General features: G+C 43.8%; 18 protein-coding genes and 1 riboswitch. Of the genes, 10 read left to right on the top strand and 8 right to left on the bottom strand.

Annotated elements, in window-relative coordinates; all coding sequences use genetic code 11:
• Position 1: 1 nt before the first annotated feature.
• The 4 genes from A8F94_RS07975 to A8F94_RS07960 form a co-directional block, all read right to left on the bottom strand.
• Complete coding sequence (locus A8F94_RS07975) at positions 2–1,135, bottom strand: hypothetical protein (RefSeq protein WP_066198082.1); 1,134 nt, start codon at positions 1,133–1,135, stop codon at positions 2–4.
• Entirely contained in the window at positions 1,122–1,691 is a 570-nt protein-coding gene (locus A8F94_RS07970; RefSeq protein WP_066198079.1) for a sigma-70 family RNA polymerase sigma factor, read from the bottom strand. Before A8F94_RS07970 ends, A8F94_RS07975 begins: the two co-directional genes overlap by 14 nt.
• Before the next feature lie 114 nt (positions 1,692–1,805).
• Positions 1,806–2,294: an HIT family protein gene (locus tag A8F94_RS07965; protein ID WP_066198076.1), complete on the bottom strand. Its 489-nt coding sequence runs from the start codon at positions 2,292–2,294 to the stop codon at positions 1,806–1,808.
• Between the two features lie 288 nt (positions 2,295–2,582).
• Positions 2,583–2,831, bottom strand: a complete 249-nt coding sequence (locus A8F94_RS07960) for a hypothetical protein (RefSeq protein ID WP_066198073.1) — start codon at positions 2,829–2,831, stop codon at positions 2,583–2,585.
• Positions 2,832–3,042: 211 nt separating this feature from the next.
• Between A8F94_RS07960 and A8F94_RS07955 the strand changes: the two genes are divergently transcribed.
• The 3 genes from A8F94_RS07955 (at position 3,043) to A8F94_RS07945 (ending at position 5,890) form a co-directional block, all read left to right on the top strand.
• Positions 3,043–4,287, top strand: a complete 1,245-nt coding sequence (locus A8F94_RS07955) for a S8 family peptidase (protein ID WP_066198070.1) — start codon at positions 3,043–3,045, stop codon at positions 4,285–4,287.
• 179 nt (positions 4,288–4,466) lie between these two features.
• Entirely contained in the window at positions 4,467–5,687 is a 1,221-nt protein-coding gene (locus A8F94_RS07950) for a helix-turn-helix domain-containing protein (RefSeq protein WP_066198067.1), read from the top strand.
• 11 nt (positions 5,688–5,698) lie between these two features.
• Positions 5,699–5,890, top strand: coding sequence for a hypothetical protein (locus A8F94_RS07945; protein ID WP_066198065.1), 192 nt, complete (start codon positions 5,699–5,701; stop codon positions 5,888–5,890).
• A gap of 329 nt (positions 5,891–6,219) precedes the next feature.
• Here A8F94_RS07945 and A8F94_RS07940 read toward each other — a convergent pair whose 3' ends face one another.
• A complete protein-coding gene (locus A8F94_RS07940) occupies positions 6,220–7,383 on the bottom strand; it encodes an FtsW/RodA/SpoVE family cell cycle protein (RefSeq protein ID WP_066198062.1) in 1,164 nt (387 codons plus the stop codon).
• 435 nt (positions 7,384–7,818) lie between these two features.
• On the opposite strand from A8F94_RS07940, the gene A8F94_RS07935 reads away from it, so the two are divergent.
• The 4 genes from A8F94_RS07935 (at position 7,819) to A8F94_RS07920 (ending at position 10,716) form a co-directional block, all read left to right on the top strand.
• A complete protein-coding gene (locus A8F94_RS07935) occupies positions 7,819–8,019 on the top strand; it encodes a cold-shock protein (RefSeq protein WP_043932249.1) in 201 nt (66 codons plus the stop codon).
• Positions 8,020–8,142: 123 nt separating this feature from the next.
• The gene (locus A8F94_RS07930; RefSeq protein ID WP_066198059.1) at positions 8,143–9,306 is read left to right on the top strand and encodes a trans-sulfuration enzyme family protein; all 1,164 of its coding nucleotides are present in this window, start codon (positions 8,143–8,145) and stop codon (positions 9,304–9,306) included.
• A 99-nt stretch (positions 9,307–9,405) separates the two neighbouring features.
• The gene (locus A8F94_RS07925; protein ID WP_139070050.1) at positions 9,406–9,900 is read left to right on the top strand and encodes a spore coat protein; all 495 of its coding nucleotides are present in this window, start codon (positions 9,406–9,408) and stop codon (positions 9,898–9,900) included.
• Between the two features lie 330 nt (positions 9,901–10,230).
• Entirely contained in the window at positions 10,231–10,716 is a 486-nt protein-coding gene (locus A8F94_RS07920) for a tetratricopeptide repeat protein (RefSeq protein WP_066198057.1), read from the top strand.
• 93 nt (positions 10,717–10,809) lie between these two features.
• Here A8F94_RS07920 and A8F94_RS07915 read toward each other — a convergent pair whose 3' ends face one another.
• From A8F94_RS07915 to A8F94_RS07905, 3 genes are all read right to left on the bottom strand, one after another.
• Positions 10,810–11,052, bottom strand: coding sequence for a hypothetical protein (locus A8F94_RS07915; protein ID WP_066198054.1), 243 nt, complete (start codon positions 11,050–11,052; stop codon positions 10,810–10,812).
• A 158-nt stretch (positions 11,053–11,210) separates the two neighbouring features.
• Positions 11,211–11,687 carry a spore coat protein gene (locus A8F94_RS24890; protein ID WP_077247611.1) on the bottom strand — a complete coding sequence of 159 codons (477 nt, stop codon included), beginning with the start codon at positions 11,685–11,687 and terminating at the stop codon, positions 11,211–11,213.
• Between the two features lie 143 nt (positions 11,688–11,830).
• Positions 11,831–12,061 (bottom strand): excisionase family DNA-binding protein, encoded by a 231-nt coding sequence (locus A8F94_RS07905; protein ID WP_066198047.1) that lies wholly within the window; start codon positions 12,059–12,061, stop codon positions 11,831–11,833.
• Between the two features lie 138 nt (positions 12,062–12,199).
• On the opposite strand from A8F94_RS07905, the gene A8F94_RS07900 reads away from it, so the two are divergent.
• The 3 genes from A8F94_RS07900 to A8F94_RS24880 all read left to right on the top strand — a co-directional run bounded on the left by A8F94_RS07900 (position 12,200) and on the right by A8F94_RS24880 (position 16,735).
• Complete coding sequence (locus A8F94_RS07900; protein WP_066198045.1) at positions 12,200–13,402, top strand: MFS transporter; 1,203 nt, start codon at positions 12,200–12,202, stop codon at positions 13,400–13,402.
• A gap of 35 nt (positions 13,403–13,437) precedes the next feature.
• The gene (locus A8F94_RS07895; RefSeq protein WP_077247610.1) at positions 13,438–14,511 is read left to right on the top strand and encodes an AbrB family transcriptional regulator; all 1,074 of its coding nucleotides are present in this window, start codon (positions 13,438–13,440) and stop codon (positions 14,509–14,511) included.
• Between the two features lie 86 nt (positions 14,512–14,597).
• Positions 14,598–14,782, top strand: a riboswitch (cobalamin riboswitch).
• The gene (locus A8F94_RS24880) at positions 14,747–16,735 is read left to right on the top strand and encodes a DUF4430 domain-containing protein (protein WP_175384373.1); all 1,989 of its coding nucleotides are present in this window, start codon (positions 14,747–14,749) and stop codon (positions 16,733–16,735) included. (Overlaps the previous riboswitch by 36 nt.)
• Positions 16,736–16,745: the final 10 nt, after the last annotated feature.

The raw sequence follows: 16,745 nt of genomic DNA, 5'->3' as shown, positions 1-16,745 counted from the left end.
GTTATTGTACTGCCAGCCAACTTATTTTCCAAATTCCTTTATCGTTTTTTGAGAGCCTGAAAGCGTGGCCATCGGTTTCCGAAATGTGAATGGTCGCTGTTCCGTCGTTAAGGATTTCCTCTTTTACAGTACCAGCATCCCTTACAGTTTTCAGCAGCTTCGAACTGTTTTCTATTAGTATCGGCTTTTTAGATTCAGCAGTAAACTTTTCAACGGTGCTGAAATCAGGGGGAATTTCCATACTAAAGTTATGCAGCCAATATTGAGTTTCGTCGTCACTCTTTTCTTTCGCGTAAAAATACAGCAGGAAAACAGAGAATGGGTCAAGCCCGCTAAGCAACTGATCGTCATGGCTCGTTGAATACTTATCGTATATCGATTGCAATTCGGTATTTAACATAATCCTTCCAGCCGAATCAACAGAAATCTTTTTGGAGGTATATGTCCGGGATGGTTCATCCTCCATAACCGCAGGGTTAAAATTAATCACATCGGCAACATCTTTGTCGCGATACTGATGGGCGATATAGGAAGTAATTTCTATTTTTACATTTTCTGCCACACCGCCGGGATTAAGTTGATATATTTTCTCGACAGTTTTCATGTCCATATCATTAAAGACTAACTCCCGGACCTCGCCATGGGTTGTAGGAAGCAGCTTAGCGGAACCAGTATCAGGAACAAAAACAATCTTATTTGCAAATTCGCCGCTTTTTTCATCATGATAGATAAGCATCCCAGACACTTCTGCAATTCCTTCAAACGTTGCCCCCATTAAACTGGATTGGCCGTAATTAGGTGTTTTTCTAACAAGCTCCCATCCCTTCAGGAAATCTCCTTTCTCCATCTGGTCATAAAATGGAAGGCCGCTTGACTGAGATGTTGAAGGGGATCCCATTATGCCTTCCAAGTATCCCAATTTTGTTGCTGCAATTCCGCCTGTAACAAAAATAAAACATGCAGCTACAAGAGCTGTGAGCGTCTTAGGTAAAACATCCCTCTTGTTTCGTGGCTTTCTTCCCTTTACTGACTGTATCCGGTCCCTAATTCTCTCCTTTTCGCTCTCCGTTAAACGGGCTTCCGCAGGAGAACTCCCGTTGAGGGCATTTTTAAGCTCTTCGCTAAACTGATTCATACTTGCCACCTCTTTCAGTCGGAGTATAGGTTTTCCTCATTTTATCCTGTGCCCGGTACAATCTTGTCTTTACAGTACTCGCCGTCAGATTAAGTGCTTCACTTATTTCAGAAATCGAGAGATCCTGGTAATAGTGAAGGAGGAGAATTTCTCTGTATTTTAAAGGAAGCGACCAAACTGCTTTTAAAAGCTGCTGGTTTGCATCACTGGCAAGTACTTCTTCCTCAGGTGTCCGCCCTTTGTCTTTCAAAAACGAAAATACTTTCTCGGCAGCAGATACATGCCGGTGGTGCCAGCTTTTTAAATAGTCCTTTGAACGGTTAATGGCTATTGTGTAAAGCCATGTTTTGTAAGACGAACGCCCTTCGAAGCTGTCTAACTTCTGAAAAACAGCTACGAACACTTCCTGGACAAGATCGCTGGCAATGCCCCAATCCTTCACATACGAGTAAATTAAACTCTTTACCCCATCACCATAGACATCCATCAGCGCTTCAAGTTTGGCCTCATTGCCTCGCGCCTGTGCAATCCGCCATTCTGCTAGTTCATTTGGCATCTTGAACCCCCTAAATGCTTCCTTGTTTCCCCTTAGACGAATCTGTTTCTTAATGAGCTTCACTTTTTTGGAAAAATAAAGGGCGGAATTTCATCTCCACCCGAAAAAAGAATATTATTTAGTGTTCAAATGGCTTCTTATTAAATCGAGGGAATCATGGACGTCCTTTCTATTCTGTTCAGTGTTCAATTTATGCCGGGCGTGGAGGAGGACGGGGCGTACGGATTCGATGGAGCGGCCAAACGCGTTCATCCAAGGGTAGCGGGGTACCATCCATACATGAAAATGGTGGGTGGTATCTTCGTTATAAAAGTAATAAACATAGTCAATTCCTAGCGCCTCACGCTGGGCTGTGCGTATTTTCCTCAGCATCCGGATTAGGTCATCCGCTTCTGCATCGCCTATTTCATCCAGGGCTGTAAAATGCCGTTTTGAAGCAAGAATCACCAGCCCTTTAATCGGATACGCGACATCCTGATGGGCGTGGAAGTACTGTGATTCAATGAGGGTGCCGCCTTCAGGTTTAATTATCCCTCCGGTTATCGCGCAGCTTAAGCAAGCCACCTCTACTGTTTCACCAGTGGCAAGTGTCATTCTTCTCATTCCAGTTTCCCCCAATCCCTTTTTCAACTAGTAGAATAGCAAATTATCAGCTAGTTTAATACAGAAAAGTTAAAAAAGGAGTTGGTTTTTGTTAAAAATTTCAATAGAGGAACGCTGCCTTCAAGGATCGGGAAAGGGAGGAATTTACCGATCCAGAATGAAAACTTTTCTTTTGCTTAAAAAAATATTGGGAAAATATACAATAAAGTGAAATTATATACAACGGTACCTGCGTGAAAAAGGACCCCGAATTTTCGGGGTCCCCTATCTTTTTAAAATTTTCCCAACTTAAAAATGGTTTGGGTCCATCATTTGAAAGTTTTTGGACGGCTCTGCACCACCAGTGTCATGGCAGCTCTCATACATGTCCTTCAGCTCTTTTTCATTCATTTCTGGGTGCATTTGCTGCAGATGTCCTTTCATTTCCCCGAAATTAATCAGATCTGTACCTTTACCTGGGCCTTCTGCCAATGCACCTGCAGAGCCTGCCCCTAACAAAATGGCTGCCCCGAAAATCGTAAGCGCAAATTTTTTCATAGTATCTTCCTCCTTTTCTGATTACTCTTATTCTACCTTGCAAATATGCAAAAATTTTGCAGATTGAATGAACAATTTGTGATGCATAAAACTTTTATTTTCCCAATAAGAGAGTAGGGATTATAGATTGCTACATTCAGAATAGTTTAAATATACTAAAACTAGGCGGCTTAGTTGCTGCAGAATTTTTATACTCGAGAGGAGCAAGCGAATGAAGAAGAGAACCAAAATTGGATCAGTTGTTTTAAGCTTAATGTTGGGAGTTTCCGTATTTGCTACAGCTGCTTTTGGGCAGGCGCCAGAACAGGCTGCACAGGATTCCTTCCGGGTATTGATTAAAGGCAATAGCAACGAAAAAGCGAAGGCGCAGGCCAGCTATGGAAAGCGGCATGATTTTGGGGCAGAGGGATTTACTACGAATGTCAATGAAAGCCAATATAAGGCTTTGTTGAAAAATAAAAACCTCAAAGTTGAACTGGTAGAACAAGTCGAGATTTACGCCAAGCCTGGCGCAGGAACAATGGCGCCAACTGACCAAACTCCATGGGGAATTGAAGCCATTTATAATGATTCTGCTATTACACAGACATCCGGTGGCGATGGCATCAAGGTAGCTGTACTTGATACAGGGGTCAATAAGGCACACACAGATTTGGCTGCCAATGTTGAGCAATGTAAGGACTTCACTCAGCGGACATCTCCACTTGTTAATGGGGTATGCAACGATAAAAACGGCCATGGAACACATGTTGCCGGAACGGTTCTTGCCAACGGTGGAAACGGCACCGGTATTTATGGTGTTGCTCCCCAAGCAGAACTCTGGGCATATAAAGTCCTGAATGACCGTGGTTCAGGCTATTCCGATGATATCGCGGCTGCAATTGAGCATGCTGCAAATGAAGCGACTCGTTTAGGTGTAAAAACGGTTATTTCAATGTCCCTTGGTTCCAGCACCAAAAACACATTGATTTCTAACGCTGTTGATTATGCATATGGCAAAGGTGCCCTTGTTGTGGCTGCGGCTGGTAATTCTGGCCCTAGTGCGAACACAATCGGCTACCCTGGCGCACTCGTAAATGCAATCGCTGTTGCCTCCCTTGATAATACATTTGTAAATGGGACACATAAAGTATCCGACTTCTCATCAAGGGGCAACCCAAACACAGATGGAGATTATGTAATCCAAGAGCGTGATATTGAACTTTCCGCACCGGGTGGCGCAATTTATTCGACTGCAACTAGCGGCGGCTATACTACCATGAGCGGTACATCCATGGCTACCCCACATATCTCCGGGCTTGCAGCGAAAATCTGGGCTGAAAACAAATCATTGTCAAATGTCCAGATTCGTACGGAGCTTCAAAACCGTGCCAAACTGTATGACATAAAAGGCGGCACAGGTGCTGCCACTGGTGATGACTATGCTTCCGGTTTCGGTTTCCCTCGCGTTCGATAATACTGATAATAAAATACAATACAACACTTGTACCCGACTCATACCATCCGGCAATAAAGCCGGATGGTTTTGGGTATTTACTATCGTTATGGTATAATAAAATTCAAATTATTAAGAATTATCTCGTTTCATAATACTCAATTCATGATAGAGTAAAAAGAAAACAGTTGGTGAGTTTTATGGAAATAGGCCCAATAATCAAGTATTACAGAACCCAAAAGGGAATGACGCAAAAAGAGCTCGCTGAAGGGATATGCTCGATTCCGCATTTAAGCAAGATCGAACATAACTCAAAGGAGGGAAACAGGGAAACAATTGCACTCCTGCTTGATAGGCTGGGTATAGAGGTTGAGGATATTGAGGGAAAGGATGAGGAAATCAAACAGCTGCTGGACGCTTTTGATGCGGCGATGAATTTCCAAATTAACTCCGAGGCGGATTCGGTATTTGAAAAGCTTGCGGAACTGGGCAGTCTCGTACATTTCACATCGTATATGTATACATATGAACTAGCTAAATACAGATACTTTTTGTTTAAGGGGTATGCAGACGATGCGGAAAACCAGTATGAGCTGCTAAGAAAACAGTCGAATAACTTTTCGCGCCCGGAGAGGAATTTGTTCGATTATTTTACAAGCATCCATTTAATGAAAAAAGGGAAGTATCATCAGGCTGATTTAATCCTGGAGAGGCTTGATGGAGAGTTTATCGGTACTGTCAATATTGGCGAATTCCTGTACCATCGTGCGTTTGCCAAAAGTCATATGCTGCAGCCCGGCCACTCCATCCATTTTGCCAAAAAAGCCCTTCAGCATTTTATGGAACAGCATAATTTCAGGCGTATTCTTCATGCATTGGTTCTCCTAGGAATTGACTATACCTACTCAAATATTTATGAGGAAGCCTCATCGTGTTTTGAGCATCTCATACGGAACGCCGAGCTTTTAAATGAACAAAGGCTATTGCCGATGATTTATCATAATATGGGCTTTTTGCAAAGGAAAATGCAAAAGCCTGATGCAGCGGTTCACTTTTTTGAAAAAAGTTTATCCCTGCAAAAGGAAAAGGGGCTCGGTTATCTGGTCACCCTGTACGCAATCGGGGAGATGAAGCATTCAGAAGGAGAAACCGAGGAGGCTAAAACCTATTTTGAAGAAGTGCTTGCACTGGCGAACGAGCTGGGAAGCAAGAAATACAGGCATTTGGCGTCGTTTTATCTGATGGTTGACACTTCAGGGCCAAAAGCTTTCGAGTATTTGCAGGCAAAAGTCATTCCACTGTTAGAAGATGGGAAAGAGCACAAGGATGATCTTGCCCATTTTTATAAAATGCTTGCCGGACATTATACCCGTGAGGGACTGTTCGAACAGGCAGTCTATTATTTAAATAAAATTTTTTAGGAGGAATACGAATGAGAAAAGCACTTATCGTTCTTGGTTCGGTTTTCACTTTTGGATTGTTTGCAGTAGCTGCTGGACCAGCATCTGCGCACCCAATTTATCCGCCGCTAAAGATTGAGGACACTGCAGCAGGGCATCCAATTTATCCGCCGCTTTCAATTGAAGCAACTTCGTCGGGACACCCAATTTATCCTCCGCTATAAAAAATTGCCACTATATAATGAAGAAGGCGTACCCAATAATGGATGCGCCTTTTTTCATTCCTTTCCTTAGTGGTCATCAATCGCAAAATCTATAATTCTCTTTCTTTTTCTTTGAGTACTGTCTAGCTCCAGCGCCTAGCGCCTAGTGTCCTTCGCTCTCCGCCCTACGATAAGTCAACATCGAATCGCTAACGCGCTTCGTGTTTCCTTTATCTCAGTTGGAGAGACTCCAGGCCATACGGCGCTGGGCATTAAGGAAAGCTTCCAAGAATAATCATCGCAGGGACAGGCGTTCTTTGCCTGTCACGAAGGCGCTTGCGCTTTTCTCATTAATCATCATCGTCTCCGAACATGTACTTTTTCGTTTTGGCAGAAATGTTCAGGACAAGCGCCAGTGACAGCATCGTCCCAAGCAGGGAGCTTCCGCCGTAGCTTAACAAAGGCAGCGGGATTCCAGTAATTGGGACAAGCCCGATGACCATGCCAATGTTTTCAAAGATATGAAAGGTAAGGACTGACACTACGCCCGTTGCAATCAAGCTCTCATAGTAGCCTTTGTTTTGGAGGGCAATCACGATAATCCGATAAATTAGCATAAAGTATAGGGAAATGACAATACTTGCCCCGAAGAAACCAAATTCCTCGCCGATAATCGTGAAGATGAAATCCGAGTGGGCTTCGGGTACATTCACCTGCGCCATGTTAAAGCCTTTGCCGTACATTGTCCCTGAGCCTATCGCCAGAATCGAATTCGCCAGCTGATAGGAAGTATTTCCGCGGTCTTCAAATGGATCCAGCCAGGAATGAATCCGGTTGAGCTGAAACGGATCCAAAAAATTAAGGAACCAATCAGGATTGGTAATATACATATACGCAAGCCCGCCGAGTACAGCAGCAGCGAATAAACCAAGTGTTGCGAGGATCCTCCAATTAATTCCTGAAATAAAGACCATCCCTATGACCATTGCTGCCATTGCCATCGCCGTTCCCGCATCCGGCTGCAGGAGAATTAAACCGAGCGGTACGGCGGAAATCAAGCCGATTTTACAAAGAAGCACAATGTCTGTTTGCAGCGTCCGGTCCAAATATCGTTCATTGTGGTTAACAATAATCCTTGCCAGGAAAATTATCAGGAACACCTTCATGAATTCGGAAGGCTGTAGTTTACCGAATCCTGGGATTTCGAACCATGCCTTTATTCCTTTCGTTTTCGGGGCAATGGTTTCGGGAGCCAGAAACAGTACGAGTAAAAGAAAAATGCCAAACCCGTAAATATATGGTGAAATTCTTTTAATCTGTTCAAAATCAAACAAGTAGACAAAGGAAGAGACCCCAATGGCAACTACATACCAGACAACCTGCCTTAGTGCAAAGTTAACCTCATAAGGCGAATACTTTTGTGCGCTGTAAATGGAAATACAACTTATAATCATAAACAGGAATATAATAAATAATAAGGTGATATCAAAATAGTTGCGTTGTGATTTATCCATTTTTCATTCTCCGCTACATTTTAGTTTTCAATGTAAGAATTATCAGGTTTTCTGAACCTCTTAATCTCGGATTCTCACATTCCTATTTAGTGTACCTTATTTTACATACTAAGGTAATTTTTCCGTCGAAAAATTAGAAAAGTTTTCTATCCCACATAAAAAAAAACACCCCAAAAATCCGACCGGTTATATACAAGGTAAGCGTATTCTTTTCAGGCGGATCAAATGATTGAAACTTCCTCCCTAAATATGCTGATTTTCCAGTGATGGAAAAAAGAGGGGGATCAATTTTTCTTTCGGCACTTGCCTTTTTATTCTAGACGTGTTATTCTTATCAAGAATTATTTTTGTTCGGTAACATGCGACATCGCCTGGATACGTTTGAGCAAGAATAGTAATACAATTGTGTGCGAACCACACGAGGAGGCAACAAACATGGAAAACGGTAAAGTTAAATGGTTTAATGCAGAAAAAGGCTTCGGTTTCATCGAACGCGAAGGCGGAGACGACGTATTCGTTCATTTCTCAGCTATCCAAGGCGAAGGCTTCAAAACTCTTGAAGAAGGCCAAGAAGTAACTTTTGACGTTGAGCAAGGCGCTCGCGGACCTCAAGCAGCAAACGTTCGCAAAAACTAATTAGTTTTTGCTTTTACAAAACAGGTTCCCTGATGGGAGCCTGTTTTTTTTGTCTTTTTTCAATACTTCATCCTTTTTTTGTTAAAACTAAACAAAAGCTGCAAAAGGATGGGATTTTTTATAATGGAAGAGCAATGGGCCCGAGATGTGGAAATTTGCCTTGAACTGGGAGATAGACGAAAGGAATTTGGCGGGGCAGTTGTACCGCCTACCTTTGGGAATACCTTATTTGTTTACGATTCAACTGACAAACTTTCTGAGGCTGTCCTGAATGAGCAGGGAAGCTACGTATATACACGCGGGACGAATCCGACTGTCGAGACGGCTGAAATCAAACTTGCAGCACTTGAGAGAGGAGAGAAGTGCAGGTGTTTTTCATCTGGCATGGGAGCAATCAGTGCGGCTCTCCTGAATTCTCTGAAAAGCGGCGACCATGTGCTTTGTGTAAGCAATTTATATTTCTCAACAATGGGTTTAATCAACTATTTAAGTAAATTCAATATCAGTCATTCTGTATGCTACGGGACAGACGCTGAAACAATTGAAGGCCACCTCCTTCCCAGCACTTCTGTTATTTTTATGGAAAGCCCCTCCTACATGACGTTCCGGGTAGCAGACCTGGAGGGTATTGCTTCGCTCGCAAAGGAAAGAGGCATCAGAACAATTATTGACAACACTTGGGCTACGCCGCTTTTTCAAAAGCCTCTTTTACATGGCATAGATATCGTTGTTCACTCACTTTCAAAATATATGGGGGGCCACAGCGATTTGATAGGCGGTGCAGTTATCGCGAGCAAGGACATTATTGACACCCTTTTTAAAAAAGAGTTCCTGTTAGTCGGAAGCACGTTTTCCCCCTATGAGGCTACATTGCTGATTAGGGGGCTGCGTACATTGCCTTTCCGGATGCTCGAACACCAGAAAAATGCCAAGAAGGCAGCAGCCTTTCTGGAACAGCATCCCAATGTAAGACAAGTCTATTATCCAGGGCTGCCTTCCCACCGTGAGTATGAGCGTGGAAAGAGGTATTTCACAGGTTATAGCGGGCTGATGGGCTTTGAAGTCACTGGGGGCTATAAAGGTGTGAAGCGTGTTCTGGACAAGCTGAACTATATAAAAATTGGCGTTTCCTGGGGTTCGTTTGAAAGTCTGGCACTTTCCCCAAATACAGGGCAAAATGAGCGCCAGCTTGCCAATGAACGAATCGCCCCCGGCACAATCCGCCTGGCAGTGGGGCTTGGACCAATTGAAAGGATTATTGAAGACCTGGAACAGGCATTGCGCTGAAGCACGTGTTCTGCCCAAATTAATTAGGTGGGACATTTAACCAATTCCCAGACTCCGGAATATCGTAAAGTGATGTTGAGAAAACGGAGGTATGAGAAAATGAATGATGAACAGCGCAGGACACTTGCATGGCACGAAACACTTGAGATGCATGAGTTGGTAGCCTTTCAATCAATTGGAGTTATGAAAATGAAAATAGGCATTAAAAAAATCGCGGAAGCTGAACTGCGTGAAATTTATCGCCGGACGATCCGCGACCTTGAGGAAAATTTGACTGAGCTGCTCCAGTTTTACCCTTCGGCGCCTGGTTATGGCAGTCGGGATGAGGATGAATTTAGAGAAGATACGACCTTTTACGCCGGTGACCTGCTTGCAATGTCCAAAACATTGGTCAGGAATTACGGGATCGGCATTACGGAAGTGGCCACCCCTCAACTGAGGCGTACATTCCAAAACCATCTCACAAAGGCTGTCAAAGGCCATGAACGGATTTATAATTATATGTATCAGAGAGGCCTATATCAATCCTACGACCTTGGCAAGCTGCTCCAAAATGATGTAACACTCGCCAGAAAAGCAATCAGCATGCAATAAACCTCCTGATTCAGTAAATAACGAGTTCAGTTTTCGAGCAAAAATCTAATAAGAACGCCAATTTAGCAGTCCAATTCGTAATTGAATTAGACTGCTTTTTTGTTAATATAGAAAGGTATGGAATAAAATGAAGGTTAAACTCGGGCTGCAATTAGTATCTCTTTTGACAGAAGTTATTGTCGACGCAGCGTTAGATTGTTAATTGTTTGTCACTGTTCAGATTTTTTATTGATCGGGCCAGCAATCCGTGAATCAAGGAAAATGCGGAGAAAATCCTTCTTGTAATGAGGGAGGTGGGTGGAACAAATAGACAAAATGGAGATGAGACAGGTGGAAATATATCTAGAAAAGGCTTTTGATTTACGGAAGAGTGGAAATCATAAAGAATCTAATGAATTACTTATAAAGCTGGCGGAGGAATTCCCTCATAATGCATCCATTAACTATCAATGCGCTTGGAGTTTTGACTTATTAGGAGAAGAATCAAAAGCAGTCCCTTTTTATGAAAAAGCAATCAAATTAGGGTTGTCTTTAACGGAATTGGAAGGAGCCTTGTTAGGATTAGGGAGTACATATAGAACATTAGGAGAATATGAAAAATCAAAGAGTATATTTCTAAAAGGGATTGAACTATTTCCAGACAACAGGGCTATTCAGGCATTCTACTCAATGACCTTATATAATTTGAATGAACATAGCAAAGCGATGGAATTGCTATTAAAATGCCTAATAGATACAACAACCGATGATGAACTATTAAAATATAAAAGAGCGATAAATTTCTATTCGAATAAATTAGATGAAATTTGGAATTAGGTTGTGAAAAATACATCCCCTTTTCAAACTGAGGTTATATACGTTAAAAGGCCGTCCCGAAAGTTAGCTGTTGGAACGGCCTCTTTTATTGGTTTAATCAACCTCGCGATAGTGAAGCACTCGAAAACCCGTTCCATCCTTAACGAAATTTTCTGAAAGGGGTTCCCCCGTCTCCCGGACTATAAGGAACATATCTCCGTCACTCGGGCGAGAGCTGCTGCGAAGTTTTTTAAATAGCAGGTCTGAGGCTACATCTATACAGGAGGCTTCAATAGTCCCAAACTTACTAATTGCTGAATTTTTATTTTGTTCCGCTTTATATATGGAAAATTTCATATGGCGTCTCCTTCTGTTTCCCCATATTCCCGCTTAAAAGAAAAATTAAACCGGAAAGCCTTAGGTGAAAAAGATGGGGAAGCGCATTCATGTATGAATGGAAAAAAACGAGTAAAAAGAATAGGGGCAGGATATTCCTGCCCCCTGCTGAGTATGCCTTAACGGCAGCCGCAGCCTTTTTTATAGCCGCCCATTGGCTGGCCGGAATAAGCGCCGGCTACACCTGGTGCTATATTTGGACCTGGTTGAAAAGCTCCGGCAACTCCAGTGCCAGGACCCATCATGCCGGGACCCATCATGCCAGGCATCATCCCAGGCATCATTCCAGGACCCATTCCCATTCCGGGAGCCATTCCCATACCAGGACCCATTCCTGGGCCAGGCGCGAAAGCACCGGCTACTGTAGGAGCAGGTGGAAGGCCCGGTTGAGGCCCAATGTCAGACATCGAAGTCACATTCTCGAAGGACTGGGACTGCGGGAAGTAGTGAGCATTTTCGATGTTCGTATGGTTCACGTGCGTATTATGGGTTGGGTGCACGTGCGGCTGAAGAAGATTGTTGAATGAATGTGTAACGCAGCACTTGGTTGGATGTACGACAGCCGGAAGTACTTGTGTTGGTCGTGGACAAAACATTTTGTATTCCCCTCTCATTAGTTTTTGTTACAGTATCAGATTATGAGAGAAGGTGTGCTCCTGTACTAAGGCAAGTACCTATTTTTCTCAATATCCCTTATAACGAAAGGCATTTGCCATAAGATGCTGCGCTTTTCAACTTGTCAATCCTCGTCCTTTATGTCTGGGTCTTCCGGAATCGGCTCATTCCGCCATTCTTCAATCATCCGTTTTGCTTGCTCAACATGGTCCCAATGGTTGCTGAATTGCTCCCGGTTAATAAGATATTGCTCGCCATCAAAGATTGCGCGGATTTTCTTTTGGCTCACTAGTGACTTTATTTGGGCCTCCGTCATGGCTAAATATTCGGCTGTTTCTTTTATGGTTAAATACATCGCTATTCCTCCTTCAAAAAATATTTCGGTTTCGGAAGTTTATTGCTCTTTCTTTAGTCATGGTTGCGGTACAATAAGGAACATACCTATCAACATTCTTTGTTCATCCAACATTATACATAATGGGAGGGGCCTTGTATGCAAATCGGACAGGCAAACCGGCAATCTGATGCAAATACAGGCAAGAGTAAAATATGGACACGTGATTTTCTCCTAATCTGCTTAGCGAACTTCTTCGTTTTCCTTGGCTTTCAAATGACATTGCCAACCATTCCGCTTTTTGTTGAACAACTTGGCGGGAACGACCAAATGATCGGATTCGTTGTCGGTGCGTTTACCCTAACCGCGCTGCTCGTTCGCCCATTCGCCGGGCAATTCCTCGAAACGTTGGGACGGCGGTTCGTGTTTTTGACGGGGCTTGCAATCTTTGTTATTTCGGTTGGAGCCTTTGGATATGTAAGCGGGTTTCTGTTTCTATTCCTGATCCGGTTTATTCAAGGCGCAGGCTGGGGTTTTTCCACAACAGCCTCCGGGACGATTGCAACTGACCTGATTCCTCCCGAACGCCGGGGAGAGGGAATGGGCTATTACGGCCTGTCGGGAAATCTTGCCCTCGCTATGGGCCCTTCTCTCGGACTCATTCTGGCTGGTTCAATATCGTTTAAAACACTATTTCTTATTTGTTCAGGCTTAGGCTTGGCCGCTTTGCTGTTATCATCAACAATACGTTTCAAGCAAGTAGAAAAAAGCGCAAAAACAACGGTACTGAAGTGGGACTTTTATGAAAAGAGTGCTTTGCAGCCGGCTGTCCTAATGTTTTTCATTACCGTAACATTTGGAGGAATTGCAGCCTTCCTGCCTTTGTATACAGCACAGAAAGGTATTGGCGGGATTGAAATTTATTTTCTAATCTATGCCCTCGCCCTAATGGTGACACGCGCTTTCGCCGGCCAACTTTATGATAAGAAGGGCCACCGAGCCGTAATCATTCCGGGAACCTTGCTAATCTTGCTTGCCATGGTTTTGCTCGCCTGGCTGCCGAATGAGGCAATCCTTTATACAGCTGCAACATTGTACGGATTCGGTTTTGGTACGATTCAGCCTGGGCTGCAGGCATGGTCAATTGAAAGGGCACCAAAAAACAGAAGGGGAATGGCGAATGCCACATTCTTTTCATTCTTTGACCTCGGAATTGGCATCGGTTCGCTCCTGTTCGGGCAAATTGGCCATGTCCTTGGTTATTCCAGCATTTATTGGGCCTCCGCCGTTTCAGTGCTCTTCTGCATACTGTTTTATTTCTTCCTGTTGTTGAAGGAGGGAAGGAAGGAGAAGCAAAGATAGCCAATGGTTTTAAAAACCAATAAGGATAGATTGAAATGAAATCACTGTCGAACATCTTAAAACCCATCTCCCTGACATTGCTCCTTGCCATCATTGGAGGAGCTGCATTTAGCTTTGCAATGCTGCCGGTGCCTTGGCTTCTGGGCCCCATGGCTGGCACATTGTCAGGGTCACTGCTGGGACTAACCCTGCACTGGCCATCCAAGTTAAGGGATGCAGCTTTAATTATCATCGGCTATTCGCTCGGATTATCGTTTACTAGTGAAGCAATAGAACAAATCACTAGCCACTTTTTATCGATTGTTATGATGACGGTCTTGCTTGTTGGCTATTGTGCAGGAATGGCTATCCTTATATCCAGGTTTTCCGGCCTGGATTATAAGACGGTTCTTCTAGGTAGTATCCCGGGAGGCTTATCGCAAATGATTACGCTCTCAGAGGAAATGAGGGAGACCGACAGCGCAGTGGTCACAATTTTTCAGGTTGCACGCCTTCTATTGATCCTCGTTGTAGTACCGTTTATTGTGGTTCAGGCGGTACCTTATTCCCTGAATGATTCAAGCACTCCCAGCAGTCCGGGAGATGATTTGTTTCCATCCTTAATCTTTTTTGCTGTATTAGCGATCTTCTTTGCAGTTTTAGGAAAAAAAGTCCGGCTGCCAACCGCCTATCTTACAGGGCCAATTTTAATAACAGCGTTCCTGACGGCTAATGGAATTGAGGGTCCTGCTCTCCCGGATAGCACATTGGATTTATCACAGTTATTGATTGGTGCCCATCTTGGGCTGATGTTCAAGAGAGAAACTTTTTCAACTCACGGAACCCGGCTCATTTGGGCAATTGCCTCGGGAATAGCGTTGCTTGCCGGTGCAGCTGTATTGGCAATTCTATTAAATAAAGCTTACGAGATGGATTTTATTACCAGTTACTTAAGCGTGGCTCCAGGTGGAATGGACCAAATGAGTATGATTGGGCACGAAACAGGGGCTGATTTATCTATCATAGCGGGATACCAGCTGTTCAGGATTTTCTTCATCTTTTTTGCATTGCCATATTTGATAAGGGGGTTATTCAGCCTCCTTGGAAAACGAGAGAAAAAGTGGCTATGAAGCAGGTTTACAAGCGAGATAGTGTATTCTAAATATATTCCTATGCAAATCACCAAAATTATCTGTATAATGATGGGGACATAAAAAATATTCTTTTTTGAACAGGTGCTGATTGTAAATAGATCAGCTTAAAAGGGAAGTTGGTTAAAATCCAACGCGGTCCCGCCACTGTAAATGCGAGCAACCTATATTTGCCACTGCCAATAAGGGCGGGAAGGCATAGGAAGCAATGACCATGAGCCAGGAGACCTGCCTGTTTAATGCACCAAAAGCCTACGCGGATAGGAGGGTGTTAAGACAGGCCTTTTTGTATGCCTGCTTAACGGTCAACCTCCTCCTTCAACAGGGGGATTTTTTTTATGGGGAAAAATCAGGAATGGAGAGAGAAAACGTGGCAGTAAACGGAAACACAAAACTTTTCATCGTACTTTTGCTTGTCTTTTCACTATTTGCAGGCGTAATGGCGCCGAAAGTAAACGCGGACGCAGCTAACGTAACGGTCAAGGTACTTGGCGAGCAGGGGGCTGTTTTAGCTTCCTCTGAAACAGTACTGGATGAGGGTGAGACGGCGTTTGATGCATTAATTAAAGCTGTTGGCCAAGACCAGGTTGGGATAATGGAATACTCATGGGGGAAAATGGTTACCTCGATTAAAGGACTAGAAGCCAAGAACAATTATTATTGGGGTTTTTATATCAATGGAATCTCGGCCCCGATTGGTGCTGATTCCTATAAAAGCCAGAGCGGAGACACCCTAACCTTCCGCTATCAAAATGCTTCTCCGGCCGAAAGTGTGAATCTTGAAATTATCGGTACTGATAAATCAACTAGTAAATCTTTTAAGGAAATTTCATTTATAGATGATCCCAATGCATTTGACTTGTTACTGGCTATTACTGGCCCAGAGAATGTAACGTACGACCAGTACGATTTTGGGAAGATGATATCATCTGTCTTTGGGCTTGAAGCTGGTGAAAATAGTTTCTGGGGTTTCCATGTTAATGATGAAATGCAAATGACAGGAGCGGAAGGCTATACGCTTGAGCCTGGAAAAACAATTCAGTTTAAATATGAAACCTTCGCTTCTCCTGGAGAAGAGCCGGGGGAAGCCGAACCTGTAGAGGAAACTCCTGCATCTGAAGCTAACGCATACCCTGGCGCAAACCTTCCTGCAGATGTGGGCAACGCTATCTCTTATATTCAAACAACCAGCCAAATCGGTGAGTGGGAAGCGATTGCTTTGAAGCAGGCCGGTAAGCCAGTTCCATCAGGCTACCTGGACGCTGTTGCAAAACGAGTGATAGAAAGACAGGGTAAATTCCGGACGATTACCGAGTATGAGCGCTATACACTTGGGATTCTCGCGGCAGGAGGAAATCCTCAAGATTTCGCCGGTTACAATCTTGTAGAAGGAATTTACAATGGTGATTTTACAAAGCAGGGGTTGAATGGAGCCGCTTATGCGCTGATTGCCCTTGATAGCGCAAACTTCGTAATTCCGGAAAATGCAAAATGGAACCAGAGGAAACTAGTAACCTATTTGCTTAATAACCAGGGAAAGGAAGGCGGCTGGGGCTTCGACAAGGAGGCTGGCAGCGATCCGGATACCACATCGATGGTGTTGACAGCACTTGCTCCTTATCAAAATGAGGACCAGGTCAAAGCTTCAATCGACAAAGGCATAACCTATCTAAAAGGTCTTTTCGCGGGCTCTAAAGTGGATAATAGTCCGGCGGCAGCCCAGGCAGTCATTGCCCTGTCTGCGTTGGGGATTGATGCTAATGGCGGCACAATGTCTACAGAAGGTAAAACACTTTTAGCCTATCTCGCATCCTTCCAAATGGATGATGGCGGTTTTGCCTGGAAACAAGGTGAAAAATCCGATACACTTTCAACTACTCAAGGGCTTCTGGGGCTGGTTGCTTACCAGCTTTACAAAGAAGGAAAAGGATCGTTATACAGCCTGAAGTTAGCTGAAACTCCTATCCAGCCGTTAGCACCTGAGGAGCCGCAACCGGAAGAACCAGTGATAGATACAGAACAAAAGACAACAACCAGTGAATCTCCGGCAACAGCTCAAGAAAACGGCCAGGCAGCTGAAATTCAAGGACATAGGCTCCCTGATACGGCTACAACTAGCTATACACTGTTGCTGATAGGAGGAATCATGCTGGTTGCAGGAGGTATACTCTTTATAGCAAAAAGGCGTAAGCATTCTAACTAGGAAAGGAGAT

Origin of the sequence: Bacillus sp. FJAT-27225 (genome assembly GCF_001685025.1) — a bacterium.
GTDB lineage: Bacteria > Bacillota > Bacilli > Bacillales > Cytobacillaceae > Bacillus_D.
The sequence above is the reverse complement of the archived record's forward strand: the minus strand, read 5'-3'. Positions and strand labels throughout refer to the sequence as shown.